Raw genomic sequence first — 26151 nt, forward strand, 5'->3', positions numbered from 1 at the left:
GCTCGCGAAAGCGGTGTGTCATTCACGTTGATGTGTCTGACACGACGCCTTCGCGAGCAGGCTCGCTCCCACAGGGGTTGGTGTTGGGGCTTAAGGTCTTTGGGGGGCCAGTTTCTGGCCTTGGTCGACGGCCCAGGCCACGACTTTGGCGGTGAGGCGATCACTGGCCTGACCAAACCCGGCGACCACCGCTGGCACCTGCACATCGTTCAGAGACTGACGCTCTTCAAAGCGGCGGCTGGCCAGAATGCGCTGGTCATAACCGCGCACCAGCAACGCATCAACCCGCACCACAACGCTGGCCTGCGTGCCCTGATATTCAGTCTGAAACGCCTGCAAATTCCCGCCCAATTCCAGATCCGCAGCAAAGTTGCTGTCATCGGTACTGAGCAGCGTCACCCGGCCATCGCGCTGAAAGCCGTCGAGCAAACGATTACGCACCAGCACCGGTGCCGGATCACTCCAGCGCGAGCCCTTGTAGCTGCTGATCACATCGCCCTGCGGAATCACCGCAATAGTCGGCCGGTTCAATGCTTCACTGGCCTGCAACTTGTTCAGCCGCAACGACCAGGACTGAGTCGCCGCCGAACTGGCCGAGGCGGGCGCCTGTGCGGTGGGCAAGCGATAGACATCCGACGGCTCGGACTGCGGCAGAATCGAACAGGCGCAGATCAGCGTGAAGCCGGCGAAGAGGGCAAGTCGAGTCAGCTTCATGGCGTGAATTCCTTGTTCTTGTCACGGCCCAGCAGGTAGCCGCTGGGGTTGGCCTCAAGGCGTTGCGAGATGGCGCGCAGCGAGGTCAGCGTCTCACGCAGTTCGCGGATTGCCGGGGCCAGGCCATTAAGGCCCTGCATGCCGTTGTCGAGGGAGTTTTCGTTTTTGCTGAGCAACGTGCTGATGGTGGTCGTACTTTGCTCAAGCGACTTCATCGCTTGCTCGGCGCTGCCCAGCGCTTGCTTGCCCTGATCGTTGATCAAACCGTTGGCGTTGCGCATCAGCAGCGACGTCTGTTCGAGCATACTGCCGGCCTGTTTGCCGACGGTCGCCAGTTGCTGCATCGCCTGTTTGATGTCACCGCGCTGATCGTTGATCGTTCCGGTGGTTTGCTCCAGATGCGCGAGGGTTTTGCTGACGCGCTCGACGTTCTCGGCAGAGAACATCTGATTGGCGTTCTGCAGCAGCGCAGTGATGCCGGTCATCAAATCGTTGGAGTCATTGAGCAAGCGCGAAATAGGCGAGGGCGAGGCGACGATGGTCGGCAGATTACCGTCATGCCCACGCAATTTCGGGCTCTCGGGCGTACCACCGCTGAGCTGGATGATCGACGTCCCGGTGATCCCGGCCAGCGCCAGTTTGGCCTGGGTGTCTTCCTTGACCGGCGTATCACCGGCCAGACGAATCCGCGCCAGCACCCGCCGTGGATCCTTTGGATCAAGGCGCAGATTGATCACATCGCCGACCTTGATCCCGCTGTACTGCACCGGGCTGCCCTTGGACAGGCCGCTGACCGCCTCGCTGAAGACAATCTCGTAATCCTTGAACTCGGTGTCGACACTGGACTTGGCCAGGAACAGACCGAAGAGCAGGGCGCCTGCCACCACGATCACGGTGAACAGGCCGATCAACACATGATGCGCTCGGGTTTCCATGTCAGACCTCGTTGAGCAATTTGGCGGCGTCCAGCGCCGAGCGGCCGCGCGGGCCGTGGAAGTATTCGTGAATCCACGCGTCGTCGGTTTCCGAGACGACGTCGATAGGCCCTGCGACCAAGACCTTTTTCTGCGCCAGCACCGCCACGCGGTCGGTAATGGTGTAGAGCGTGTCGAGGTCGTGGGTCACCAGAAACACGCTAAGGCCGAGCGCATCGCGCAGGGTCAGGATCAATTGATCGAATTGCGCCGCGCCAATCGGATCGAGACCGGCGGTGGGTTCGTCGAGAAACAGAATGTCCGGATCCAGCGCCAAGGCCCGCGCCAACGCCGCGCGTTTGATCATGCCGCCGGACAGTGACGCCGGGTATTTGTCCGCCGCCGACAGTGGTAATCCGGCCAGCGCCAGCTTCACCGCCGCCAGGTGCTCGGCGTCGTTGCGGCTGAGGCCGGCGTGTTCGATGAGGGGCAGGGCGACGTTCTCGGTGACCGTCAGCGAGGAGAACAGCGCGCCTTTCTGAAACAGCACGCCAAAACGCCGCTCGACCAGCGAACGCTCGTGCTCGGACAGGCTCGGCAGGTTCTTGCCAAACACTTTGACCATGCCTTCGCTGGGCCGGCGCAGACCGACGATGCTGCGCAGCAACACCGATTTGCCGCTGCCGGAACCGCCGACCACGGCGAGGATTTCGCCTTTGTACAAATCCAGATCGAGGTTCTCGTGGACGCTCTGGCTGCCGAAGCGATTGCACAGGCCACGGACTTCGATCACCGCCTCCGAGGGCGCGCGGGGTAGACGACTCACCAGCCCATCTCCATGAAGAACAGCGCGGCCACCGCGTCGAGCACGATGACCACGAAAATCGATTGGACCACGGCGGACGTGGTGTGGGCACCGACCGACTCGGCACTGCCGCTGACCTTGAAGCCTTCCAGGCAACCAATCGCGGCAATGATGAAGGCGAAGATCGGCGCCTTCACCAAGCCTACGAGAAAGTGCTGAACGCCGATGTCCGACTGCAACAACGTCAGGAACATCGCCGGCGAGATATCCAGCGACACCGCACACACCACGCCGCCACCGATGATCCCGCAGAGCATCGCCAGGAAGGTCAGCATCGGCAGCGCCACCAGCATCGCCAGCACGCGCGGCACCACCAGCAGCTCCATCGGGTCGAGGCCGAGGGTGCGGATCGCGTCGATTTCTTCGTTGGCCTTCATCGAGCCGATCTGCGCGGTGAACGCGCTGGCGGTGCGTCCGGCCATGAGGATTGCCGTGAGCAGCACACCAAATTCGCGCAGGAACGAGAAGCCCACCAGGTCCACGGTAAAAATCGTCGCGCCAAAACTGGCCAGCACCGTCGCGCCGAGAAACGCCACCACCGCCCCGACCAGAAAGGTCAGTAAGGCCACGATTGGCGCGGCGTCGAGGCCGGTCTGTTCAATGTGCGCGATCATCGGTGTGATCCGCCAGCGCTTGGGCCGGAACAGGCTGCGCGCGATGGTTTCCATGATCAGGCCGACGAAACCGAGCAGTTGCAGGGTGTCTTGCCAGACGGTGTCGACGGCGCGACCAATGCGCGTCAGCAGTTGCACGCTGACGCTGATTTCCGGTTCCTTGATCGGCACGCAGAAGTCGGTCATTGAGCAGTACACGGTTTGCAGCAGCGCGCGGTCGGCGGAGGTCAGGGTGCAATCGGGGTGTTCGGCGGATTTGCCGAGGCGCTCGGAGCCGAGCAGTTCAACCAGCAGCGAGGCGCCAGCGGTGTCGAGGGCGCCGAGGCTGTTGAGGTCGATCGGAGTGTTGGCGTCGTACTGGCCGTGGAGCTTTTCGCTGAGCGTCTTGAGCTCGGCGTAATGGGCAAGCGTCCAGTCCCCCGTGACCCGCAAGCGGGCAGGGCTGATCGACGTGTCCAGTTGGGCATTACCGCTGATCGAGCTGCTGGTCATAAGCTCCGTGCTTGTTCGGCCTTTATGCGAACTAACGTAATAGCACGAACCGGATTACTTTTCTTTGATCGCTGTGCTGTCTGTGATTTCGAAGCGCAGTACGCCAATCAACTGGCCATCCTCGGTCAGCACCCGCACCTGCCATTTGCCCGCCGGGTTGCCGGGGAAGTTCTGCTTGTGCGTCCAGGCACGGTAGCCTTCCTTGCGCCCGCCGTGGATGTCGAGGGCGATGCGGTCGACCTCTTTGCCGTTGAATTGCCAGACGTGATAAATCCGCTCATCGAGCCCGCGCGGCGCGTTGATCGCGGTGTAGGCGTAGAGGCCATCGCCACGAATCTGCTCGGCGCTGACCGTGTCGAGGCTGGCACCGGGAGTGCGGTCCTGCATTTGCGTGCTGATCGCCACGTCGGTCATCCATAGCGTCGCTGGCGGCACCCACGAACGCAACGCCCAACCGACGCCGCCAATACCAACGGTAATGCACAGGATCGCCAAAGCATTGCGCAGCGTGCGGATCGGGAAGATCGACGCCAGACTCGGGAACGACAACAGCACGGCAATGCCCAGCGCCCACTTGAAGCTCTGCGCCGTGGTCAGGTGCATGATCACCGGCAACGCAGTGAGCAGGGCGGCGAACAGGGTCAGGGTGTGCAGCGCGAGAAACGCCCAGCGCCGTGGCGCCAGCCATTTGTAATAGAGCGGATCGACGATGGAAATCAACGCGGCGACGCTGAGCAGGCCGGTGAAGAACAACTGGCCGCTGTTCCAGGTCGTGGTGATGAAGAAAAACGGCAGGACAAAAAACAGGCTTTCCTGATGGATCATCTGCGTCGCGTAACGCAGCAGTGGCTGGGGAATCTCGCGTTTGAAAATGCGGGTGAAGAGGCCGGTCAGGGTGTTTTCCAGCATCAGCCAGATCCAGCTGAGCAGCATGATCACGGTGATCCAGCTCGCCAGCCCTTGCTGACGATCGACCATGATGAAACTGCCGACCCCGGAAATGAAACCGCCGAGCGCAATAACCCCGGGATAGCGCTTCATCAGTTCGAGGATGCGCTGGATCAGGAGCTGTATTTTCGGCATTTGGGCGGTTCACGACTGGATAGGAAAAAACCTCGACAGAGTAGCGCCCGTCGGGCGTTGTGGCGAGGCTGCCGGTCACTTAAAGCCAACGCATTCCCCCTGTGGGAGTGAGCCTGCTCGCGATAGCGGTCGTTCAGTCACTATCTCTTCGTCTGGTAGACAGCTATCGCGAGCAGGCTCACTCCTACAGGGTTAGTGTTCGGCGGGTTTTCGGCGGCGGTGCAAACGCCAGCCGATCAGGATCAGCAACACCAGACCCAAGCCACCCGCACTCAACCACAACACCTGATCATCACTGATCAATGGCTTCTCGATCCGCAGATACCCCGGTTGCAGCAGCAACTCGCGCATGGCCTTGTTCGCCGCTTCCAAGGTCACTCCTTGCAGCTCGCGCGCGGGGTTGGCAAAGCGACCGTCCTGGTAATCAGCGAGGGCGCTCCAGTAATAATCCGCCATCGCGCTGTTGCCCTGTACCGCCCAAGCCTGATGGGCGATCGAAGCCTGCTTGATCCGCGCAAAGGTATCCGGGTCGAGGCCGTTTTTCAGCAGGTCGGCCTTGAGATCTTCCAGCACCTGAATGGCCTCGTCGACATCGTCGCGATCGAGATCGGCATTCAGGCTCATGAAACCTACGCCGCCAAACACCTCACGCTCAGCCCACGGCCCGTAGGACAAACCGTGGTTGAGGCGGATCTGTCGGTACAACGCCCAGTCGAGATAATCCTTGAGAATGTCGAAGGTCTGATCGTATTGATCATCGATCACCGGTTCCGGAACCAGCCAGTGCAGCTTGGCGCTGTCGCCGATAAAACCACGGGTCAGGGTGCGTTCATGGGCGGCGCTGGTGCTGATGTCCGGCAGTGGCCGATGCTCGCTCGGCTCGACCGCGTCGAGCGCGCCCCACGTGCGCTCCAGATAGGCCGGCAGCAGTTTGTCGAGTTCGCCGACGACGATCAGGGTCATGTTGTTTGGCGCGTACCAGGCTTTGCGCACCTTTTCCAACTGCTCCTGAGTCAGGTGACCGACTTCGGCACGCTGCGGGCATTTCAGGCCCAGTTCGACGGCGAGCTGATTGCTCGCGGTGTGGCCAAGATCCTGGCGATCGAGAAAGCGTTGCAGCCGTGTGTAATGGCCGCCATCTTCACGTTCAACCACACGCTTGGCGGCGTTGATGGCGTTGTCGTCGATGCGCGTTTGTGTGAGCAGAGCGAGCAGCAGGTCGAGTACCTTGCGCTGGTTTTTCGCCGGCGCTTCGATGACGAACGTGGTGTCGGCATTACTGGTGAACGCATTCCAGTCACCGCCCAGCGCTTGCATGCGTTCTTCCAGGCCGCCTTCGCCAGTGGCATCGATGCCGCTGAACAGCAAGTGTTCAAGCAGGTGCGGCAGCTCCTTTTCATCGCAATCGAAATCATCAAGGCCGACGCCGACCACCAGCCGGATCGCCACGTGCCCACGCTCGGTGCCGGGTTTGAGCATCAGTTGCAAACCGTTGGGCAGCGCATAGCCTTCGACCTGAAAACGATCCAGGGCAAAGGCGGGCAGGGAACCGAGCAACAGACAGGCGAACAACAGGCAACGCATAACAGGCTTCCATACGGCTGATTTGGAGATCCGTGTCGTCAGTCAGGGGCCCATCGCTGGCAAGCCAGCTCCCACAAGGATTTGCGGCGTTCACAAAACCCTGTGGGAGCTGGCTTGCCAGCGATGAGGCCCTTGAGGCTGAACTCTGTGTTACTGACTGACCTTAACCCCAGTCGTTCAAGGCGAATGCGTTATATCGGCAATATCATCCGCCGCCAGCGCCCCGGTGTCCGCCGTTTCCAGCACCACATACGCACTGCCGCAAAACAGCGAATTCAGGCGTTTCATGTCGGCAATCAACTCCAGGTGCAGCGAACTGGTCTCGATACTCTGCACGATCTTGCGTTGCAAACGGCTGACATGCGCATGGGCCAACCGGCGCTCCTGCGCGCGAAAGCGGCGTTTCTCGCGCAACAACTGCCGGGCACTTTCGCGGTCGCCGCTGAGGAATACCGAGAGGCCCAGACGCAGGTTGGAAATCAGTTGCTGCTGCAATCCGGCCAGATCCTCCAGGCCTTCCTCGGAAAACGAACGGCGCTGCGAGGTCTTCTGCTGCTGGATCTTGCGCAGCATGCGTTCGATCAGGTCGCTGGCCAGTTTCAGGTTGATCGCCAGTTCAATGATCTCGGCCCAGCGCCGGCTGTCGTGCTCGCCGAGGTCTTCGCGGGGCATTTGCGCCAGGTACAGCTTGATTGCGCTGTACAGCGCTTCGACGTCATCGGTCAGCCGACGCATTTCCTGGGTGACGGCGGTCTGCTTGCCGCGCAACACATCGAGCGTCGCATCAAGCATGTTGTCGAGCAGATCGCCCATGCGCAGGGTTTCCCGCGCGGCGTTGGCCAGCGCCAGGCTCGGCGTCACCAGCGCCGTCGCGTCGAGGTGACGCGGTTTGGCCGTGCCATTAACTTCGGGTCGCTCCGGCAGCAGCCAAGCACACAGGCGTGCCATCGGCCCGACGCTTGGCAGCAGAATCAGGCAGCGCGCGGTGTTGTAGAGCAAGTGGAAGCCGATGACCATTTCCTGCGGGCTGAAATCGAGGCTGTCGATCCAGTGCACCAGCGGGTCGAGCACCGGGATGATCAGCAGCAGGCCGATCAGTTTGTACAGCAGACTGCCCAGCGCCACTTGCCGGCCAGCGGCGTTCTGCATGCTGGTGCTCATAAAGGCGAGAATGCCGCTGCCGATGTTGGCGCCGATCACCAGACCAATTGCCACCGGTAAACTGATGACCGCAGCACCGGCCAGCGTCGCGGTGAGCAGCACGGCGGCGAGGCTGGAGTAGGAAATCATCGCGAACAACGCGCCGACCAAGGCGTCGAGGAGGATGTCGCCGGTCAGCGAAGCGAAAATCACCTTCACACCTTGGGCATGGGTGATCGGCGCAGCGGCCTCGACGATCAATTGCAACGCGAGAATGATCAGCCCGAGGCCAATGGACACCCGGCCCATCTGCCCAAGCCGCGTCTGTTTGCGCGACAGAAAGAAAATCACCCCGAGGAAAATCAGCAGCGGCGACAGCCACGACAGGTCGAAGGTCAGCACCCGCGCCATCAGCGCGGTACCGACGTCGGCGCCGAGCATGGTCGCCAGTGCCGGGGTCAGCGCCATCAGGCCCTGGCCGACGAAAGAGGTAACGAGCATGGCCGTGGCATTGCTGCTCTGCACCATCGCGGTCACGACGATGCCGGCGACAAAGGCCAGCCAGCGCTTGGACATGTTCTGGCCAATCACATGGCGCAGGTTGGTGCCGTACACCCGCAGGATGCCGGTTCGAACGATGTGCGTGCCCCAGATCAGCAGGGCGACGGCGGAAAGCAGATTGAGCAGGGTGAGCATACAAACCCCCTGTAGTAGCAGCGCCCCAGAGGGGCAAGTGGACGGTACCGCGCGGTTTCTACGTTTTTGATACTTAAGCTGTAGTTGGCTAACGGTCTGGGCGCCAGCATTGCACAGCTAAAGTGTGGATTGAAACAAAAGTGTCATGAAAACGGGTTCATTCACCTCATCTGAAATCAACACGATCCCCTGTAGGAGTGAGCCTGCTCGCGATAGAGCCATCAGCTTCAACATTGTTGTGACTGACAGACCGCTATCGCGAGCAGGCTCACTCCTACAGGTCTTGTGGCTGACCCAGATTATTCAGTGCACCTAAACAAATGTGGGAGCGAGCCTGCTCGCGAAAGCGGTGGGTCAGCCAACATTTCTGTCGATTGACACTCCGTATTCGCGAGCAGGCTCGCTCCCACAGGGGTACTGCGTATTGCCAGACTACCGGGTTACTGGCCCGGAATGTCCTTGCGCAGTTTCACCGGATCTTGCTGCTGTCGCTTCTTGGCCATTGCGCCGCGCAGCTTGATGTTGATCGCTTCCACCGCCAGCGAGAACGCCATGGCGAAGTAGACGTAGCCTTTCGGTACATGCACATCGAACGACTCGGCGATCAGCACGGTACCGACCACCAGCAGGAACGACAGCGCGAGCATTTTCAGCGACGGGTGCTTGTCGATGAACTCGCTGATCTTGCCCGAGGCCAGCATCATCACCAGCACTGCCACGACAATCGCCGCGACCATCACCGGCACATGAGAAACCATGCCCACGGCAGTGATCACCGAGTCCAGCGAGAAGACGATGTCGATGATCGCGATCTGGATGATGGTGTAGAGGAAGTTGCCACCCTTGCCGCCCGGGGTTTCGTCGCTTTCGTCTTCGCCTTCCAGCGCGTGGTACATCTCTTGCGAGCTCTTCCACAGCAGGAACAGGCCACCGAAGAACAGGATCAGGTCGCGGCCGGAAATGCCTTGGCCGAACACTTCGAACAGGTCAGCGGTGAGGCGCATGACCCAAGTGATCGACAGCAGCAACAGGATGCGGGTGATCATGGCCAGGCCAAGACCGAAGATCCGGGTGCGCTGCTGCATGTGTTTGGGCATGCGGCTGACCAGGATCGAAATCATGATGATGTTATCGATGCCGAGGACGATTTCCAGGGCGGTCAGGGTGAAGAAGGCAACCCAGATTTCGGGGTTGGTCAGCCATTCCATGTGTATTCCTTTGAGCGATTGTTAAACCGAAAAAGGTCCGGGCTTCAAACCGCGAAGCCAGGACCCGAAACGGTGAGTCTTGGGCTTATAGAGTGCTGAACACCGGGAAAGTCCCCAACAGCAGTGCAGCAATCAGGATGCAGATACAAACCAGGATCGCCCATTTCAGGGTGAAACGCTGGTGGTCACCAAAATCAATGCCGGCCAGGGCCACCAACAGATACGTCGATGGCACCAACGGGCTCAGCAAGTGGACGGGCTGACCGACGATCGAGGCACGGGCCATTTCCACTGCAGTGATCCCATAGTGGCTGGCGGCTTCGGCCAACACCGGCAACACGCCATAGTAGAACGCATCGTTGGACATGAAGAAGGTGAACGGCATGCTCACCAGCGCCGTGATCACGGCCAGGTACGGGCCGAGGAAATCCGGAATCACTGCCAACAGGCTCTTCGACATCGCATCGACCATGCCGGTGCCGGACAGGATACCGGTGAAGATACCCGCCGCAAAGATCAGCCCGACCACTGCCAGCACGCTACCGGCGTGAGCCGCGACGCGATCCTTCTGCATCTGCAGGCAAGGGTAGTTGACGATCATGGCAATACTGAACGCGACCATGAACAACACCGGCAATGGCAGCAGGCCGGCGATCAGCGTGCACATCAGGCCGAAGGTCAGGGCGCCGTTGAACCAGATCAGTTTCGGACGGCGAGCATCCGGGAACTGCGACACGCTGATTTCGCTGTGATCGACATCATCGCCAACCAGATGCAGCTCACCGAGACGCGCACGCTCACGCTTACCGTAAAAGTAGGCGATGACCAGGATCGCCAGAACACCAGCCGCCATCGCCGGAATCATCGGCACGAAAATGTCCGACGGATCGACATGCAACGCACTCGCCGCACGCGCGGTCGGGCCGCCCCACGGGGTCATGTTCATCACGCCACCGGCGAGGATGATCAGACCGGCCATGATCCGCGGGCTCATGCCGATGCGGCTGTACAGCGGCAGCATGGCGGCCACGCAGATCATGTAAGTGGTCGCGCCGTCACCATCGAGGGAAACGACGAGCGCCAGTACGGCGGTGCCGACCGAAACCTTCAGCGGGTCGCCCTTGACCAGTTTGAGGATCTTGCGCACGGCCGGGTCAAACAGGCCGGAGTCGATCATCAGGGCGAAATAGAGAATGGCGAACATCAGCATCACGCCAGTCGGCGCGAGCTTGGTGATGCCTTCGAGCATCATCGGACCGATCTTCGGTGCAAAACCGCCGAACAGGGCGAAGACAATCGGGATGATGATCAGAGCGATCAGCGCGGACAGGCGCTTGGTCATGATCAGGAACATGAACGTGATGACCATGGCGAAGCCAAGGAAAGTCAGCATGGGAATACTCCAGGCGTAGCGCGGCTAGTTAAATGAGCGGATCGGGTGGATCAGCGCAGAACGGGAAGCACGAGGCGTACGGGCGGAGTCAGAGCGAGGAGGCGGGCTACAGAGGACATCAGAATCACCATTGTTGTTGTTAATTGGGCCGTTCGTGCGAGGTATCACACGCATTGGCCAACCGGTCTGTTGCCGGAAGTGAGGCGATCCTAATCCGGGAAGCTTTCAGCTACCTTTCGCTGCAGAAAGCTTTGGGTGAACGGTCAACCGGCCGTCGGATGCGAACCAGAGTCAATAAACACGGGAAGGAGGGCCTTGGCCATGAGCGAATTGCACAGCGGCGGCTGCCATTGCGGACACATTCGATATCAGTTCAGCGGGGCGTTGCAGGATATCGCCCATTGCCATTGTTCGATTTGCCGCAAGGTCAGCGGTGGAATCGTCACGACGTGGATCACCGTGCCGGCGGCGAATTTTCAATGGCTGGCCGCTAAGCCGGCGCGTTATGACTCATCCGACAGTTGCGCGCGGTACTTCTGCCCGCGGTGTGGCGCGCAACTGGCGTTGGTGACGTTGCTCAGCCCTGAAAGCATCGACGTGACCATCGCCACACTTGATCACCCAGAGCAGGCACCCGCCGAGCGACACATCTGGACGGACAGCCAATTGCCCTGGCTGCATCTGGACGAGCATCTGCCGGGCGAAGCCGAAGAAACGCTGTGATCAGAAAACAGACAGATTCAGCGGTCGCATCGCGCCCATCCAGATCGCGTGTTCAGTGTGGTCGAGCAGGTCATCGCCCGTATCCGGGTGCAGGAATACCACCAGGCCTTGGCGATTGAGCGCCAGCCACGGCAGTACATCGGCGATCAGCTCCGGGCCGAAGGCCAATTGGCAGCTCCAGTCCGGATGCGGGCCGACCGGGCGTTCGTGGACGCGGCCCATTTTCAATGGAAACAACTGCGCGGCTTGCTCACACAACGCGCGCGCCTGATCGATGGTGCCGGCGTCGAAATAGACGTGGGCGTGGTAACCCTTGATCGCTTGCATCTGAAAGCCTCTGAATCGGTTCGAACCCTCGGCGTTGCCCGTATGTCACACGCCATACAAGGGATAACAAAAGGGATCAGCCATGAAAAATGCCGAAACCCCGGCGGTAAAAGTGGTGCTCTATGGTGCCATGAGTAGCCTGGGCAGCGCGTTGATGGCTGAATTGCTGCGCCGTCAGCATGAAGTCATTGCCATTCTCGACGATTTGACCGCACTGGCGCCGCGTCCTGGCTTGCGCACCAAAACGGGTGATCTGTTCGATCTGGAGCGGGTCAATCAGAGTGTGGCCGGCAGCTCGGCGGTCATCTGTTTACTGGATGCGCCGGGCTTGCCGTTCAGCAGCGATCATGTGGAACGCTCGGTCGTGCTCGGCCCGGTCGAGCAGGTGTTGGCCGTCGACGCGTTGGTCGATGGCCTGCAAGCCGCCAATGTTTCGCGACTGTTTCTGGTGGGGGATTTTGCCGTGCTCGATGAGCCGGATGTCGATGATCGCCTGCAACGCCATGCCGCCGAAGAAATTCTCGAAGCCGTGCAAAGCAGTCCGCTGCACTGGACGCTGGTGAATGCGCCGCACGGTGTGGCCGGGCTGACGATTGAGCATTTCAGTCAGGTTGGCGGCAATCTCGAACCGGGTCTGGCTGAACCGTTGGAGCGTTTGAATCGCGTGGCGGTGGGTATAGCCGATGAGCTAAGACTGAATTTGCATGTGGGTCAGCACGTGAATTTTGTGGCGGCTTCAGATTCGTAAAAGATCGCAGCCTTCGGCAGCTCCTACAGGGGACCGCGTTCCAGATGTAGGAGCTGCCGCAGGCTGCGATCTTTTGACTTTCAAACCGCAATCGAAGGCAGCGCCAGCCCACTCAAGGATTGCGCGCTGCTCGCCTGCTCCACCATCAACCAATCGACAAACTGCTGAATCAGCGCGCCCCGACGTTTGCGTTGCGGCAGCACCACGTAATAACCCAACCGCGACAGCGTCGTTTCAGCAATCGGCCGGCATAACAAACCCTGAGTGAGCAAGTTATCCACAAGGTGCCGCCAACCAATCGCCACGCCTTGCCCGCCAATCGCCGCTTGAATCAACAGCGTGTAATTGTCGAAGCGCAATTGCCCCGGCGCCGGCGGTGTATTGATACCGAGTTCACGGAACAGACCACTCCAGTCAAACCAGTTGCTGCTGTTTTCCCCGCGCAGGTGCAACAACGGAAACTCCAGTAACGCCTGAGCAGGCAGGGGCAGGGCGCGATCCTTGAGCAACTGCGGACTGCACACCGGGAACACTTCCTCGCTGAACAGCCAATGGCTTTCGCCCTGCTTGAAACGCCCGTCGCCAAACAGGATCGCCACGTCGATGTCGGTGCGCAGCATATTGTGGTTGCGTTCGCTGGTCACCAGGCTCACGTCAACCTGCGGATTGGCTTCGTGAAAACGGTGCAAGCGTGGCATTAACCAATAAGCGGCGAAGGCAAAATCGGTGGCGACTTGCAGCACCTCGTGTTGCTGTTGTGCGCTGATCGCACTCAATCCAGCGTCGATATTCTGCAAACCCAAGGAAACTTGCTCAAACAGGATCGCGCCGACTTCGGTCAGCTCGATGCCTCGGTAGATTCGGTCAAACAGGCGCGTGCCGAGCTGTTCTTCCAGCCGTTTGATCTGCTGGCTGATCGCCGGTTGCGTGGTGCCAAGCTCAACCGCGGCAGCAGTAAAACTGCGCTGCCGAGCCGCCGCTTCGAAGGCGCGGAGCAGGTCGAGCGACAGATCACCCAAGGCTTCATACATAAGCTGTGCTTATCCTAGTCATTGTCCGGCACGGGCTTTACCGGATTCAGCATGGACTCCATGCTCGATCGCAGCAATGTCGCATAAATATTCACTATGGAATGCCGCGATCACATGAAGCGCAAGAATATTCTTTTCATCATGGCCGATCAGATGGCCGCGCCAATGTTGCCGTTCTACGGCCCTTCGCCGATCAAACTGCCGAATCTTTCCCGCCTCGCCGCCCAAGGCGTGGTGTTCGACGCCGCTTACTGCAACAGCCCGTTGTGCGCGCCGTCGCGTTTTACCCTGGTCAGTGGCCAGTTGCCGAGCAAGATCGGCGCTTATGACAATGCCGCTGATTTCCCTGCCGATGTACCGACTTACGCCCATTACCTGCGCCGCCTCGGTTATCGCACCGCGCTGTCGGGCAAGATGCATTTCTGTGGCCCCGATCAGTTGCACGGCTACGAAGAACGCCTGACCAGCGATATCTACCCGGCCGATTACGGTTGGGCGGTGAACTGGGACGAGCCGGACGTGCGCCCGAGCTGGTATCACAACATGTCCTCAGTGCTGCAGGCCGGTCCGTGTGTGCGTACCAACCAGCTCGATTTTGATGAAGAGGTGGTGTTCAAGGCGCAGCAATACCTGTTCGATCACATTCGCGAGGAGGGCGATCAGCCGTTCTGCCTGACCGTATCAATGACTCACCCACACGATCCGTACACCATTCCCAAGGCGTTCTGGGATTTGTACGACGATGCCGATATCCCGTTGCCTACAACGCCAGATCAACACGAACTCGATCCACACTCGCAGCGCCTGCTCAAAGTTTACGACCTGTGGGATAAACCACTGCCTGTGGACAAGATTCGCGATGCGCGCCGGGCGTACTTCGGTGCCTGCAGCTATATCGACGCCAACGTCGGCAAACTTTTGCAAACACTGGAAGAAACCGGGCTGATCGATGACACCATCATCGTTTTCTCCGGTGATCACGGCGACATGCTCGGCGAGAAAGGCCTCTGGTACAAAATGCACTGGTACGAAATGGCAGCCCGTGTGCCCCTGTTGATAAGTGCCCCGGGGCAGTTCGAGTCAGGCCGCGTCAGCGCAGCCGTGTCGACCGCCGACCTGCTGCCAACCTTCGTTGAACTGGCCGGCGGCACGCTGGAGCCGGGTTTGCCGCTGGACGGCCGCTCACTGGTTTCACACCTGCAAGGGCAGGGCGGTCATGACGAAGTGTTCGGCGAATACATGGCCGAGGGCACCATCAGCCCGTTGATGATGATCCGTCGCGGCGCCTACAAATTTATCTACAGTGAAAGCGACCCCTGCCTACTCTTCGATGTAGACAACGATCCGCGCGAACTGGAAGAACTCAGCCAATCGCCGCAGCATCGCCCGCTGTTCGACGATTTTCTTGCCGAAGCGCGGGCCAAATGGAACATTCCGGCGATTCACCGGCAAGTCCTTGCCAGCCAGCGCCGCCGGCGTTTTGTTGCCGACGCGCTGACCATCGGCAAGCTGAAGAGCTGGGATCACCAGCCGCTGGTGGACGCCAGTCAGCAGTACATGCGCAACCACATCGATCTCGATGATCTGGAGCGCAAAGCACGTTATCCACAACCCTGCCAAAACCAATAATGTTAAGGGGAAGTCCATGCGCAAGTTATCCACAGTAGTGACGGTTGGCCTGATCGCGATGAGCAGCGCTTCGGCCTTCGCCGAGCAGAGCTGCGACACGGTGAAAATGGCCGACCCGGGCTGGAGCGATATTGCCGCGACCAATGCGATCACCGGGTTTCTGCTGGACGGCATGGGCTACAAGGCCAAGGTCGACACTGTCGCAGTGCCGATCACCTTTGGCGGGTTGAAGGATGGCCAGGTGGATGTGTTCCTCGGCAACTGGATGCCGGCGCAGCAGGGCTTCTACGACAAGTTCGTCGCTACCGGTGACGTCACGCAATTGGCGAAGAACCTCGACGGCACCGAGTTCACCCTCGCCGTGCCGGACTACGTGTGGGACGCGGGTGTGCATGACTTTGCCGACCTGAACAAATACGCGGACAAATTCGACAAGAAGATCTACGGCATCGGCTCGGGCGCGCCGGCCAACATCTCGCTGCAGGAGATCATCAAGAAGAACGACTTCGACATGGGCCAGTGGAAGCTGATCGAGTCCAGCGAACAGGCGATGCTGGCGGAAGTGTCGCGAGCGGTGAAGAAGCAGAAATTCGTCACCTTCCTCGGCTGGACTCCGCACCCGATGAATGTGCAGTTGAAGATGCATTACCTCAAGGGCGGCGAGAAGTACTTTGGCGACACTGGCAGCGTGTTTACGCTGACGCGTAAAGGGTATGCCGAGGCGTGTCCGAATGTGGGTAAGTTGCTGACCAATCTGTCGTTCACGCAGGAGATGGAGAACAGCATCATGGCCGAAGTGGTGAACAAGAAGGTCACCAATGCCGAAGCGGCGAAGGCGTGGATCAAGGCGAATCCGGCAGTGTTGGACAAGTGGCTGGAGGGGGTGAAGACCGTGGATGGCAAGGATGCGTTGGCGGCGGTGAAAGCGAAGCTTTGATTGTGGGTTTTTTTGAATTTTGCTCGGCTTGAGATTTTTGCCCCCTCACCCCAGCCCTCTCCCCCAGGGGGGCGAGGGGGAAAGGGAGCCGATCTTTATGCTATTCAAAACCCGAGTTCGACTGGATATCTCAGGTCAGCGTACCTCCCTCATCCACCACGGTCAGTCCCCTCTCCCTCCGGGAGAGGGCTAGGGTGAGGGGCCTTTTCCCCTGGCACCCTGATAACCTTGAACAAAACCCCAACCGCGAGGACCCATGGCCTTCCCCAGCCGCCACTCTCTCTTGCCCTTCCTCACCTGGCTACCGCGGCAAACCCGCGCCAGCGTCGGACGGGATCTGATCGTCGGCCTCAGCGGTGCGATTCTCGCGTTACCCCAGTCGATCGCCTACGCGCTGATCGCCGGTCTCCCACCTGAATATGGCCTCTACGCCGCAATCATCCCGGTGCTGATTGCCTGCCTGTGGGGTTCGTCGTGGCATTTGATCTGCGGCCCGACGGCAGCCATTTCGATCGTGCTGTTTGCCAGTGTCAGTCCCTTAGCGGTCCCGGCGTCGCAGGACTACATCACGCTGATCTTGTTGCTGACCTTGCTTGCCGGAATTTTCCAATGGCTGCTCGGCCTGCTGCGCTTCGGTGCGCTGGTGAATTTCGTTTCGCATTCGGTGGTGCTGGGCTTCACCCTTGGCGCGGCGGTGGTGATTGCCATCGGGCAGTTGCCGAATCTGTTGGGGCTGGAGTTGCCGGCGAAAGCCACGGCGCTGGCGAGTCTGATGGATCTGCTGCATCACTTCAGGGCTGTGGATAAACCTTCGTTGGTACTCGGTGTGGCGACGGTGGTTGTCGGTGTGGTGTTGAAACAATTGCTGCCGCGCTGGCCGACGCTGTTGATAACCCTCGCTCTGGCCAGTCTGCTGGTGTGGCTGTGGCCGGCGATGTTCGGCCATGTGCATCTGGTCAGCGCGTTTGTCGGGCGGTTGCCGCCGTTCAGTGCGTTGCCGCTGGATCTTGATTTGATCTTGCGCCTGCTGCCGAGCGCCGTCGCAGTGGGCATGCTCGGGTTGGTCACCAGTCTGTCGATTGCGCGCTCGATTTCGGCGCGGTCGCAACAGTTGCTCGATGCCAATCAGGAAGTCCGCGCGCAGGGTTTATCGAATGTTGTCGGGGCGTTCTTTTCCGGGTCGTTGTCGGCAGGCTCGTTTACTCGCTCGGGTTTGAGTTACGAGGCGGGTGCCTGCTCGCCGCTGGCCGGGGTGTTTTCGGCGATTTGGGTGGCGTTGTTTGCGATATTCGGCGCCGGGCTGATCGCGCACATACCGATTCCGGCGATGGCGGGCAGCATTCTTTTGATTGCCTGGGGCCTGGTCGATCATCGCGGCATTCGCGCCTTGTTGCGGGTTAGCCGCGCCGAGTTCGTGGTCATGGCCCTGACGTGTCTGGCGACGTTGCTGCTGGAGTTGCAGACGGCGATTTATGCCGGTGTGCTGGCCTCGCTGTTCTTCTATCTCAAGCGCACCTCGCAACCGCGCGTGCAGCACTGGCGCGATGGCGAGGACGATATTTTGCGCGTCGGCGGTTCGATTTTTTTCGGCGCCAGCCATTATCTGCAGGTGAGATTGCAACGCATGCACGGTGCGCGAGTGGTGATCGAGGCGCAGCAGATCAACTTCATCGACTATTCGGGGGTGGAGATGCTGCATCAGGAGGCGCGACGGTTGTTACGCCAGAATCGCAGTTTGACGTTGCGCCGGGCGCGGCCGCAGGTTGTGGAAGAGTTGCGGAAACTTGAAGGGCCGGAGAAATGCCCGATCCGGTTTGAGGATTGATCCGATAGCACCGCATAACCCTGTAGGAGTGAGCCTGCTCGCGATAGCGGAGTGTCAGTCGATGAGATTTTATCTGACACTCCGCTATCGCGAGCAGGCTCACTCCTACAGGGGATTACTGCGCCAGTTGGCGGCGCAGTTCGGCTAATACTGGCGCCGTGGCCGGGCGTACGCCGCGCCACAGGTAAAACGCTTCAGCAGCTTGCTCCGCCAACATTCCCAAGCCATCCATCGCCACCGCCGCGCCATGCTCACTGGCCCAACGGCAGAACGCGGTCGGTTCCTTGCCGTACATCATGTCGTAGCACAGGGTCTTGCCCGGCTCGATCAGGCTTGGCGCAATCGGCGGCACGTCGCCGGAGAGACTCGCCGACGTGGCGTTGATGATCACGTCCACCGGCTCACGCAACCAGTCAAAACCACTGGCCGACACCGGCCCGAGGTCGCAGAACAACTCGGCCAGCAACTCAGCCTTGTCCACTGTTCGATTGGCGATGATCACCGACGCCGGTTGCTCCGCCAGCAACGGCTCCAGCGCCCCACGCACGGCGCCGCCGGCGCCGAGCAGCAAGATGCGTTTGCCCGTCAGGCTGAACCCGGCATTCACCGTCAGATCCCGCACCAGCCCGGCGCCGTCGGTGTTGTCGCCGAGCAGCGAACCGTCGGCGAGTTTGCTCAAGGTGTTCACCGCGCCGGCCCGCTGCGCACGAGCAGTCAGGCTATTGGCCAAACGGTAAGCGTCTTCCTTGAACGGCACGGTAACGTTGGCGCCGCGACCTTCCTGGAAAAACGCCGTGGCGCAGCCAGCGAAATCATCAAGCGGCGCCAGCAAGGTGCTGTAGTCGAGGCTCTGACCAGTCTGATCAGCGAACAGCTTGTGAATCATCGGCGATTTGCTGTGGCCGATCGGGTTGCCGAAAACGACGTAACGATCCATCGGATGTCCTCAGGCCTCGGCCAGCCAGTCGCGGTCTTGCAGAAAGTACTCGGTCAGGCGCGCTTCTTCGCTGCCCGGCTCAGCCTTCCAGTCATAGCCCCAGCGCACTTGCGGCGGCAGCGACATCAGGATCGACTCGGTACGCCCGCCCGATTGCAGGCCGAACAACGTGCCACGGTCATAAACCAGGTTGAACTCGACATAACGACCACGGCGGAATTCCTGGAATTCACGCTGCTGCGCGGTGAAGGCATCGTTTTTACGGCGCTGCACGATCGGCAGATAGGCGTCGATGTAAGCATCGCCGATGGCGCGCATAAAGGCGAAACTGGTGTCGAAGTCCCACTCGTTCAGGTCATCGAAGAACAGACCGCCGATACCGCGCGGTTCGTGGCGATGCTTGATGTGGAAGTAGGTGTCGCACCAGGCTTTATAACGCGGGTAGACGTCCGCCCCGAACGGCGCACAGGCCTGCTCGGCGACGCGGTGCCAGTGGATGCAGTCTTCTTCGTTGCCGTAATACGGGGTCAGGTCGAAGCCGCCGCCGAACCACCAGACCGGCTCTTCACCTTCCTTCTCGGCGATGAAAAACCGTACGTTGGCGTGGGACGTCGGCACATGCGGATTGTGCGGGTGAATGACCAGCGACACGCCAAGGGCTTCAAAACCGCGACCGGCCAATTCCGGGCGATGGGCGCTGGCCGAAGGCGGCAAACCGCTGCCAAACACGTGGGAAAAGTTGACGCCGCCCTTTTCGATCACTGTGCCGTTTTCGATCACGCGGGTACGCCCGCCACCGCCGGCCGGCCGGGTCCAGGCGTCTTCGACGAAGCGCGTGCCGCCGTCTTCGGTTTCGAGGACAGCGCAGATGCGGTCTTGCAGATCGAGCAGATAGGCCTTTACGGCGTCGGTGCGGGTCGTCATGGCTTCACCTTGAATCGGGCGGCGCCCCGGCAGACGGGCGACGCAAATGGGCGCGTAGCATACCACCGCATAGCGACGCGCCGCAGTTGACGAAGATCAAGCATGGGAGTTGGATAGGGGGCTTACAAAAGACCCAAGGAGAGCAGGCAGATGGCAAAGCGTATCCAGTTCCGCGCCCACGGCGGTCCCGAAGTACTCGAATATGTTGACTACGAACCCGCCGCGCCCGGCCCGAATCAAGTGCGCGTGGCCAACAAGGCCATCGGCCTGAACTTCATCGACACCTATTACCGCAGCGGTCTGTATGCGCCGCCCGCCTTGCCATCCGGCCTGGGAGCTGAGGGTGCAGGCATCGTCGATGCCGTGGGCAGCGACGTCACCCGGTTCAAGGTCGGCGATCGAGTGGCCTATGGCAGCGGCCCATTGGGCGCTTACAGCGAGTTTCACGTTTTGCCCCAGGACAATCTGGTGCACCTGCCCGACGAAATCAGTTTCGAAACCGCTGCCGGGGTGATGCTCAAGGGCCTGACCGTGCAATATCTGCTGCGTCAGACCTATGAGCTCAAGGGTGGCGAAACCATTCTGTTCCACGCGGCGGCCGGCGGTGTCGGTTCGCTGGCCTGCCAATGGGCCAAGGCGTTGGGCGTAAAGCTGATCGGCACCGTCAGTTCCAAAGAGAAAGCCGAACTGGCCAAGGCCAATGGCGCCTGGGCGACCATCGATTACAGCCACGAAAATGTTGCGCAGCGCGTGCTGGAATTGACTGATGGCAAGAAAGTCCCGGTGGTCTATGACGGTGTCGGCAAGGACACGTGGCTGACATCACTCGACAGCGTTTCGCCGCGCGGCCTGGTCGTGAGTTTCGGCAATGCCTCCGGTGCGATAGACGGCGTGAATCTGGGCATTCTGGCAGCCAAGGGTTCGCTTTACGTGACCCGGCCGACGTTGGCGACTTATGCCAACAATGCCGAGAACCTGCAGCGAATGGCCGATGAACTGTTCGAGATGATCATCAGCGGCAAGTTGAAGGTAGACATCAGCCAGCGTTATCCACTGGCTGATGCGGCGAAGGCGCAAACCGAACTGTCGGCGCGGCGCACCACCGGCTCTACCGTCCTGCAACCCTGACAGGTAGCTTGCAGACGAAGCCCCCGGCCAGGCGTCATGACTTGGCCGGGGCGCCTCGCACCTCAACAAAGAACGGCGTTTTGCCGGCCACGGTGGTTTCAAAGTCACCACGAGCCAGACGCCGCACCTGCAAGCCCAGCACACCGGGCAACCCGAGCAATGCGTTCGCCTGCGCCTCCTTGTGTAAAGCCTCTTCGATAACGCGTTCTGCTCCGGCCGGTAATCGCTCCTGAGCGATGAGCAAATGCAGATGCGCACCGTTGGCCTGGCGATCAATTTGCACCTGCACATCCGAAGCGTGCAGTTCGGGCAACGCCTCTGCGAGGATACAAAGAACCTGGCGTTGAGTGATGATCGCACCGCCCAGTTTGATCGAGGTTTCGACTCGCCCCTGCAGCTCCAGTATTGGCAGAGCACTGCCACAGGCACAATCTGATTGCCCGCCCAGGATTCGTCCACGGTCGCCAATGCGATATCGCAGCAACGGCGCGTGATCGGGCAGCAAAGGCGTCAGCAGAAACTCGCCGGTTTCACCGTCGGCCACCGCTCGCAGACTGACGGGATCAACCACTTCCAGCAGCATGGCGTCCGCATGCAGATGATAGAAACCATGTTCGAGGTGCGCGCACTGGAAGCCGATCGGCCCTGTCTCCGTCGAGCTATAGCCCAATGACCGTATGTTCAAGGCCGGCCAGTCCCGGGCCAGTTGCTCGCGTAGAGGCTGGTGGCAGGGTTCTCCAATGTAATAAAGCCATCTCAGACTGCTCAACTGCGCCTCATCGACATCGGCATGATTGAATAATGCCGCCGCAAATGAAGGGGTACAGATCAATGCATCGACCGCTTGGGAGTGAATCAACCGGGCTATGCGTTGAATACCCATCAGCGCGCCTGCAGGCAGCAGGCGCGCGCCAATGTGCCGGACGATGCCCGCCGCGTATTGGAAGGCGCCCTGCATTTCGCCAGGCGTCAGGCAATTGATGACGACACGAGGAGGGTCATCGGTCGCACCAAACACCCGCGCGCCCAAGGGCACGATGCTGTCGTTGAATGCCCAGGAATGGGTGATGTGTTTGCAGTTGCCGGTGCTGCCACCCGAAGTCAGGGTCAGCCCACCGCCCGCCGCACGGTGTGATGCCTCGCCGAGGTGCGTAAACAGCAATCCGCCCTGTGCGTCCTCCACGGCCAGGATCGGCAACCGGTGCAAATCCTCTGCGGTCCGAACGTGCCGCATCTGCGGACACAATGCGCAGAACCATGACAGTGACCGCGCATGGGCCAATTTAAGCGCGAAGGCCTCTGTTGCGGCAGCGAGAACAGCCGTCGAACCGGCATGCATCATCGGGTCAACGCGCATGACGCGGCTCTCCCTGACGAATACCTAACTCAGCAAAACCGTCGTTGACGGCGCTGGCCAGATGTTCCAACTGGACATGGCTATGATTCGCGCTGATGGCCAGCCGCAGGATCGCTTCGCCTTTTGCCACCACCGGAAACAATGCGGTGGTGACCGCGATGGCTTGCCGACGCAGGTGCAACGCCAGGTTGATGGCGTCACGCTCGGCGCCGACCCGGACGAAACGTATCGGTGAAGCAATCTGATGGTTGCCCAGTACCGGCCCGAGCAGATCGTCAATGACCGCCACATTTCGCCATAGCGAGGCCTGCAACCGGCCCAGCTGTGCAGAAAGATGGATCCTGGCCGAGGCGACTGCCGCGCCGACACCGCCCATGGACAGCGGCCCACCGAAGGCATAAGTCGACGCATGGCGCCGAATCATCTCGGCATCGGCCGCTGTCAGCACGGTAATCGCACCGCCGGTTGCACCGAAGGCCTTGGACAATGACGACAGCAGGATCAAACGGGCGCGCAACGGCTCATTGGCAGACACGAGGGCATAACCGCCCCCGGCCGCGCCATGAATCGAAGTGCCGTGAGCGTCATCCGCATACAGATAACCCTCAAAGCGCTCAGCCAGTTGCAGCAGCCGATTGACGGGATAAAGTCCCCGCATCGAGCCAATGCTGTCAGTCAGAATAATGGGCGTATTGCCGGCAGCAACAGCGGTGGAACAAGCGTCTTCGACTTGCTGAAGATCACTGCAATCGCAGCGCTGCACGGGGCCGAACTGCCACAGAATGCCTTGCAGCACTTGCATCGAGGCATGAGCGGCGCGGTCAACGATCCAGCCTGGCCCACGCCGCAAGGGATACGACGGCAACTCGCCGGAGCCCAATAGCGGCAAACAACCGAGATGGGCACTGCCCACAGAATTGAAGGTCACCGTATGCCCCTGGAATATGCGGTTCAACTGCTCATCAAGTTCACGCATCGGCGGCAGTAGCGCTCGGGTGCGGGCGGCCGCGAATTGCACACCGAAAGACTCGACGGCTTGCACTGCGCCTTGAATCAGACGGGGATCGCTCTCAAGTCCCAGATAGGAACATGAGAGAAACTCGGTCAACCGCTCGCCATTGCCCAACTCGATGACCTTGCCCTCGCGCTTTACCAACTTCAGGCCATTGAGGCCGGCATCGAATAATTGCTGCTGATCGTCACGGGCCTGGCGAACGCGGTTCTTGACCCAATTGACGGTCGGATGAGGTGTATTCATCGAAATACCTGCACAGGTGAGGTCTGGCGGTAGACCTGTACTCGCCAGAGTTGGGTTTTTTCACGTGCGATTGCGTCCTGAAACTGCGCGGTAACGTCGCAGAAGCCATTGCAATCGGGCCTGACCACATGCAAATGGCCACGAATGACCGTCAGCGCATGTTTGCCCAAGGCAGGCTGAATTCGCTGCAGGACACGGGTGCCAATCGCCGGGGGCAGGAATGAAGGCACGTCGGAAAGCGAGGCAAAATCGACATCCCTGCACGCGGCAACGCAGTCGAAAATGTCGCCCTGAACCACGGCCAACTCGCACCCCTGGAGTGCCTTGCGAGCCCGCTGGAATATCTGCGGATCACACTCAAGCGGCAAGCCTTGCGGATACCGCAGTTCACCGAAGAACAGCATTTGCAGGAAAAAGCTGTCGCGCACCACTTGAGTGGTAAACAAGGTATGGAAAATACCCAGATACGCCTCACGGGAACGGATCCCCAGGTTGTTGCGAGGAAATGCCCCCCGGTACAGCAGCGAATTGAGCACCGCTGCATTACCCAACAATGCAATCACGACCTTCCAGCGCTTTTGGGGGAAGTGTCGTTGGTAATAAGCCGATTGCTCACCGAGGTCGCGGCACTGGAAAATCGCCCGGCCCGCTTTGCCCGTGAACAGTCCGTTGATCTTTGCCAGCCGCTGCAAAGTCTGCTCGAAAGCCCCCATGTACACCGGTGCCCCCCAGTGACGAGAGTGAAACAAATCCGCCAGCCAGCGGCGATCCGGCGGAGGCAGGTCCAGATGGCGAAAAATGGACTGGCGCCGTTTCGCAGAGGCCCCCGACAGGAAACCCATGAAGTCCATGAATGACTCGTGATCGGTCTGCTCCAGCAGGGCAAAACGCAAGCGGGTAAAAGCCAGTTGCGGCGCACTGATATCAACGCAGGTCATGCGGGCCGGACTGCGGGCCAGCAATGGCAGAAGCCGACCACCACAACCGGCAACGCCCACCACATGCCTGGCATGCTGAGGAAGAAGGGCGTACTCGAGCGCCGTGTCTTCATCCCCGAGCGAGTAGTTCAACCGCTCGAAGTAATCAGCCATCTCGACCTCCCCCTGCCCATTTTGAAAATGCATGTGAAGACGTCATGAGTTATCCAGGGCATGGAGGAATTCGTAGCGGGGCGCATCGCCGCTTTGCCAGGCTTCGTATTGCTTATAAACGGCCTCAAGCATATTGCCGGTCAGGCGCAGACTGGTTTCCATCACGCTGGCGATGGCATCCCAGTCAGCCTGGCGCTTGCAGGTACGCTGCAGGATGATTTTGATTTCGTTGAAGTGCTCGACATCGATATCTGAATGAGCGATGAAAAACGTCAGTTGTGCAGGTTTCAGCGCCAGTGTTTCACTCAGCTGGTTTATCAGTGGCGTGATGAAGTGATAGGCGTTTTCCGCCCAGTAGCTGTATCCCAGTCGTTGTAACGGATTACCGGTGAAAGAAATCCAGTACAAGTAAGCGATCAGTACTTCAGTTTCTGCAAGTGCCAGCGGTATATCAAAGTTGTCACTTTTCAATCCCAGGCTCATGACATCATGCAAAGCCATTTTTTCATGACCGACTTCTTGCGCAGCATGTTCAAAACAGAACTTTGCATAAACAGGGTTATCGGCATGCCTTACACCCACCAGCCCCTGATTCCGCGCATTGTGCGCGGTGTAATGAAAGGTTTCGATCATATAGATGGCATATAGCGCCCTGGAAACACTGCCCTCGCGTATCGCCTTCACCAGCCGGGAGTTGTCCAGGATATCGGCCCATGTTTTTTCGATTCGCTGATCGAGCAGAATCAACTGTTGTTCAAAACTGATGGATGCATTCATCGCGACTCTCCGGGTAGTTGGCGTTCATGGGAAAGGGTTGTTGAAGCGCTGTGAGGATTTGCCGCCATTGCGCAGACAGCAGCCAGTAATCGCCGCGAGCGCGATGTTCGATATGAAGCGAGTCAGAGGTGATCGGGGTCAGGCCAAAACGCTGGAACAGCCGCCGTTGTGGCGATCTGCACAAGGCGGTAACGCCCTGGTATCCGCGATCGATCGCCCATTCAGTGGCGGCGGCAAGCAGTGCATTGATCGGCACGGGCCGGTGTTGTTGCGAATGTGTGATCAGACGACTGAACTCGACATGCCGCGCCAGCGCCACGGTCGGCGAGACGTACTGGTGTGTCAATGAAGCCCATTCGAACGGCGAAGGGGTCACTCTCAAAACCGCCGTCAGTTGCTCGCGCTGGTACAGCAGAAAATGCGTACTGCGCGATGAAATCGCCAGCTTTGCTTCAAGTGCCCGGGCTCTGGACGTCAGCATGTAATGCTTTAATCGGAGACGAAACTGCCGCCCGATGAATCTTTCAAACTCGCGGGCATCTGATCCCGCATCAAGAGTAGCGATACGATATTCAGAGTGCTGCCTGATTAATTTCTCTTGAAGCCCCTGCAGATAATCCTTGAGCTGTAAGTTCGTAGTATCCATTCCTTCTCCGCAGACGTTAACTTATCGAAGTTTTCTGAGCGCATTGAAATAATGGATGCTTTTAGAAATATCGCCACTGCGCGACTTCTGATAATGACGTGGGAAAAGTT

Annotated in this window: 24 protein-coding genes; 6 read left to right on the forward strand and 18 right to left on the reverse strand. The window is 59.8% G+C overall.

Annotated elements, in window-relative coordinates; translation table 11 throughout:
* Window positions 1–90 precede the first annotated feature (90 nt).
* The 9 genes from ACOYXJ_RS09150 to ACOYXJ_RS09190 all read right to left on the reverse strand — a co-directional run bounded on the left by ACOYXJ_RS09150 (window position 91) and on the right by ACOYXJ_RS09190 (window position 10703).
* Complete coding sequence (locus ACOYXJ_RS09150; RefSeq protein ID WP_460369068.1) at window positions 91–714, reverse strand: ABC-type transport auxiliary lipoprotein family protein; 624 nt, start codon at window positions 712–714, stop codon at window positions 91–93.
* On the reverse strand, window positions 711–1649 hold the full coding sequence (locus tag ACOYXJ_RS09155) for an MlaD family protein (RefSeq protein WP_016986431.1): 939 nt from the start codon (window positions 1647–1649) through the stop codon (window positions 711–713). The genes ACOYXJ_RS09150 and ACOYXJ_RS09155 overlap by 4 nt, the downstream gene beginning before the upstream one ends.
* A gap of 1 nt (window position 1650) precedes the next feature.
* Window positions 1651–2454: an ABC transporter ATP-binding protein gene (locus ACOYXJ_RS09160; RefSeq protein ID WP_007911797.1), complete on the reverse strand. Its 804-nt coding sequence runs from the start codon at window positions 2452–2454 to the stop codon at window positions 1651–1653.
* On the reverse strand, window positions 2451–3599 hold the full coding sequence (locus tag ACOYXJ_RS09165; RefSeq protein ID WP_460369070.1) for an ABC transporter permease: 1149 nt from the start codon (window positions 3597–3599) through the stop codon (window positions 2451–2453). The genes ACOYXJ_RS09160 and ACOYXJ_RS09165 overlap by 4 nt, the downstream gene beginning before the upstream one ends.
* Before the next feature lie 54 nt (window positions 3600–3653).
* Window positions 3654–4682: a DUF5924 family protein gene (locus ACOYXJ_RS09170; RefSeq protein ID WP_102902553.1), complete on the reverse strand. Its 1029-nt coding sequence runs from the start codon at window positions 4680–4682 to the stop codon at window positions 3654–3656.
* Between the two features lie 192 nt (window positions 4683–4874).
* Window positions 4875–6266 (reverse strand): M16 family metallopeptidase, encoded by a 1392-nt coding sequence (locus ACOYXJ_RS09175; protein WP_460369072.1) that lies wholly within the window; start codon window positions 6264–6266, stop codon window positions 4875–4877.
* A gap of 177 nt (window positions 6267–6443) precedes the next feature.
* Window positions 6444–8102, reverse strand: coding sequence for a Na/Pi cotransporter family protein (locus tag ACOYXJ_RS09180; RefSeq protein ID WP_095119662.1), 1659 nt, complete (start codon window positions 8100–8102; stop codon window positions 6444–6446).
* 440 nt (window positions 8103–8542) lie between these two features.
* Window positions 8543–9310 carry a TerC family protein gene (locus ACOYXJ_RS09185; protein ID WP_007911817.1) on the reverse strand — a complete coding sequence of 256 codons (768 nt, stop codon included), beginning with the start codon at window positions 9308–9310 and terminating at the stop codon, window positions 8543–8545.
* 85 nt (window positions 9311–9395) lie between these two features.
* The gene (locus ACOYXJ_RS09190; protein WP_095119664.1) at window positions 9396–10703 is read right to left on the reverse strand and encodes a CitMHS family transporter; all 1308 of its coding nucleotides are present in this window, start codon (window positions 10701–10703) and stop codon (window positions 9396–9398) included.
* Window positions 10704–11024: 321 nt separating this feature from the next.
* On the opposite strand from ACOYXJ_RS09190, the gene ACOYXJ_RS09195 reads away from it, so the two are divergent.
* Window positions 11025–11426, forward strand: coding sequence for a GFA family protein (locus ACOYXJ_RS09195; RefSeq protein WP_150795055.1), 402 nt, complete (start codon window positions 11025–11027; stop codon window positions 11424–11426).
* Here the strand turns inward: ACOYXJ_RS09195 and ACOYXJ_RS09200 are convergent, their stop codons facing one another.
* Window positions 11427–11753: a DOPA 4,5-dioxygenase family protein gene (locus ACOYXJ_RS09200; RefSeq protein WP_150795054.1), complete on the reverse strand. Its 327-nt coding sequence runs from the start codon at window positions 11751–11753 to the stop codon at window positions 11427–11429.
* An 82-nt stretch (window positions 11754–11835) separates the two neighbouring features.
* On the opposite strand from ACOYXJ_RS09200, the gene ACOYXJ_RS09205 reads away from it, so the two are divergent.
* Window positions 11836–12501, forward strand: a complete 666-nt coding sequence (locus ACOYXJ_RS09205; RefSeq protein ID WP_110718227.1) for an NAD(P)-dependent oxidoreductase — start codon at window positions 11836–11838, stop codon at window positions 12499–12501.
* Between the two features lie 80 nt (window positions 12502–12581).
* Here ACOYXJ_RS09205 and ACOYXJ_RS09210 read toward each other — a convergent pair whose 3' ends face one another.
* Window positions 12582–13532 carry a choline sulfate utilization transcriptional regulator gene (locus ACOYXJ_RS09210; protein WP_460369076.1) on the reverse strand — a complete coding sequence of 317 codons (951 nt, stop codon included), beginning with the start codon at window positions 13530–13532 and terminating at the stop codon, window positions 12582–12584.
* Between the two features lie 114 nt (window positions 13533–13646).
* Here ACOYXJ_RS09210 and betC point away from each other — a divergent pair, with 114 nt between their 5' ends.
* The 3 genes from betC to ACOYXJ_RS09225 all read left to right on the forward strand — a co-directional run bounded on the left by betC (window position 13647) and on the right by ACOYXJ_RS09225 (window position 17923).
* The gene (gene betC / locus ACOYXJ_RS09215) at window positions 13647–15161 is read left to right on the forward strand and encodes a choline-sulfatase (protein ID WP_460369078.1); all 1515 of its coding nucleotides are present in this window, start codon (window positions 13647–13649) and stop codon (window positions 15159–15161) included.
* Window positions 15162–15177: 16 nt separating this feature from the next.
* Window positions 15178–16098: a choline ABC transporter substrate-binding protein gene (gene choX / locus ACOYXJ_RS09220; protein ID WP_460369080.1), complete on the forward strand. Its 921-nt coding sequence runs from the start codon at window positions 15178–15180 to the stop codon at window positions 16096–16098.
* A 256-nt stretch (window positions 16099–16354) separates the two neighbouring features.
* Window positions 16355–17923, forward strand: a complete 1569-nt coding sequence (locus ACOYXJ_RS09225; protein ID WP_460369082.1) for a SulP family inorganic anion transporter — start codon at window positions 16355–16357, stop codon at window positions 17921–17923.
* Window positions 17924–18038: 115 nt separating this feature from the next.
* Here ACOYXJ_RS09225 and aroE read toward each other — a convergent pair whose 3' ends face one another.
* Together aroE and hemF are read right to left on the reverse strand one after the other, a co-directional pair.
* Window positions 18039–18860, reverse strand: a complete 822-nt coding sequence (gene aroE / locus ACOYXJ_RS09230; protein WP_460369084.1) for a shikimate dehydrogenase — start codon at window positions 18858–18860, stop codon at window positions 18039–18041.
* A 9-nt stretch (window positions 18861–18869) separates the two neighbouring features.
* Complete coding sequence (gene hemF / locus ACOYXJ_RS09235; protein WP_102902543.1) at window positions 18870–19784, reverse strand: oxygen-dependent coproporphyrinogen oxidase; 915 nt, start codon at window positions 19782–19784, stop codon at window positions 18870–18872.
* A 150-nt stretch (window positions 19785–19934) separates the two neighbouring features.
* Here hemF and ACOYXJ_RS09240 point away from each other — a divergent pair, with 150 nt between their 5' ends.
* The gene (locus ACOYXJ_RS09240) at window positions 19935–20912 is read left to right on the forward strand and encodes an NADPH:quinone reductase (protein WP_460369087.1); all 978 of its coding nucleotides are present in this window, start codon (window positions 19935–19937) and stop codon (window positions 20910–20912) included.
* Between the two features lie 34 nt (window positions 20913–20946).
* On the opposite strand, the gene ACOYXJ_RS09245 is transcribed toward ACOYXJ_RS09240, so the two are convergent.
* Genes ACOYXJ_RS09245 through ACOYXJ_RS09265 form a run of 5 tightly spaced genes read right to left on the reverse strand, consistent with a single transcriptional unit; the run spans window position 20947 to window position 26041 of the window.
* A complete protein-coding gene (locus ACOYXJ_RS09245; RefSeq protein ID WP_460369089.1) occupies window positions 20947–22269 on the reverse strand; it encodes a phenylacetate--CoA ligase family protein in 1323 nt (440 codons plus the stop codon).
* Entirely contained in the window at window positions 22259–23527 is a 1269-nt protein-coding gene (locus tag ACOYXJ_RS09250; RefSeq protein WP_150795047.1) for an aminotransferase class I/II-fold pyridoxal phosphate-dependent enzyme, read from the reverse strand. The genes ACOYXJ_RS09245 and ACOYXJ_RS09250 overlap by 11 nt, the downstream gene beginning before the upstream one ends.
* Window positions 23524–24618 carry a DUF3419 family protein gene (locus ACOYXJ_RS09255; protein ID WP_460369091.1) on the reverse strand — a complete coding sequence of 365 codons (1095 nt, stop codon included), beginning with the start codon at window positions 24616–24618 and terminating at the stop codon, window positions 23524–23526. Before ACOYXJ_RS09255 ends, ACOYXJ_RS09250 begins: the two co-directional genes overlap by 4 nt.
* Window positions 24619–24660: 42 nt before the next feature.
* Window positions 24661–25395 carry an iron-containing redox enzyme family protein gene (locus tag ACOYXJ_RS09260; protein WP_460369094.1) on the reverse strand — a complete coding sequence of 245 codons (735 nt, stop codon included), beginning with the start codon at window positions 25393–25395 and terminating at the stop codon, window positions 24661–24663.
* Window positions 25373–26041, reverse strand: coding sequence for a GNAT family N-acetyltransferase (locus tag ACOYXJ_RS09265; protein ID WP_095119678.1), 669 nt, complete (start codon window positions 26039–26041; stop codon window positions 25373–25375). The genes ACOYXJ_RS09260 and ACOYXJ_RS09265 overlap by 23 nt, the downstream gene beginning before the upstream one ends.
* Between the last annotated feature and the right edge of the window lie 110 nt (window positions 26042–26151).

The sequence above is a fragment of the Pseudomonas sp. Tul2A7 genome, from assembly GCF_054790505.1.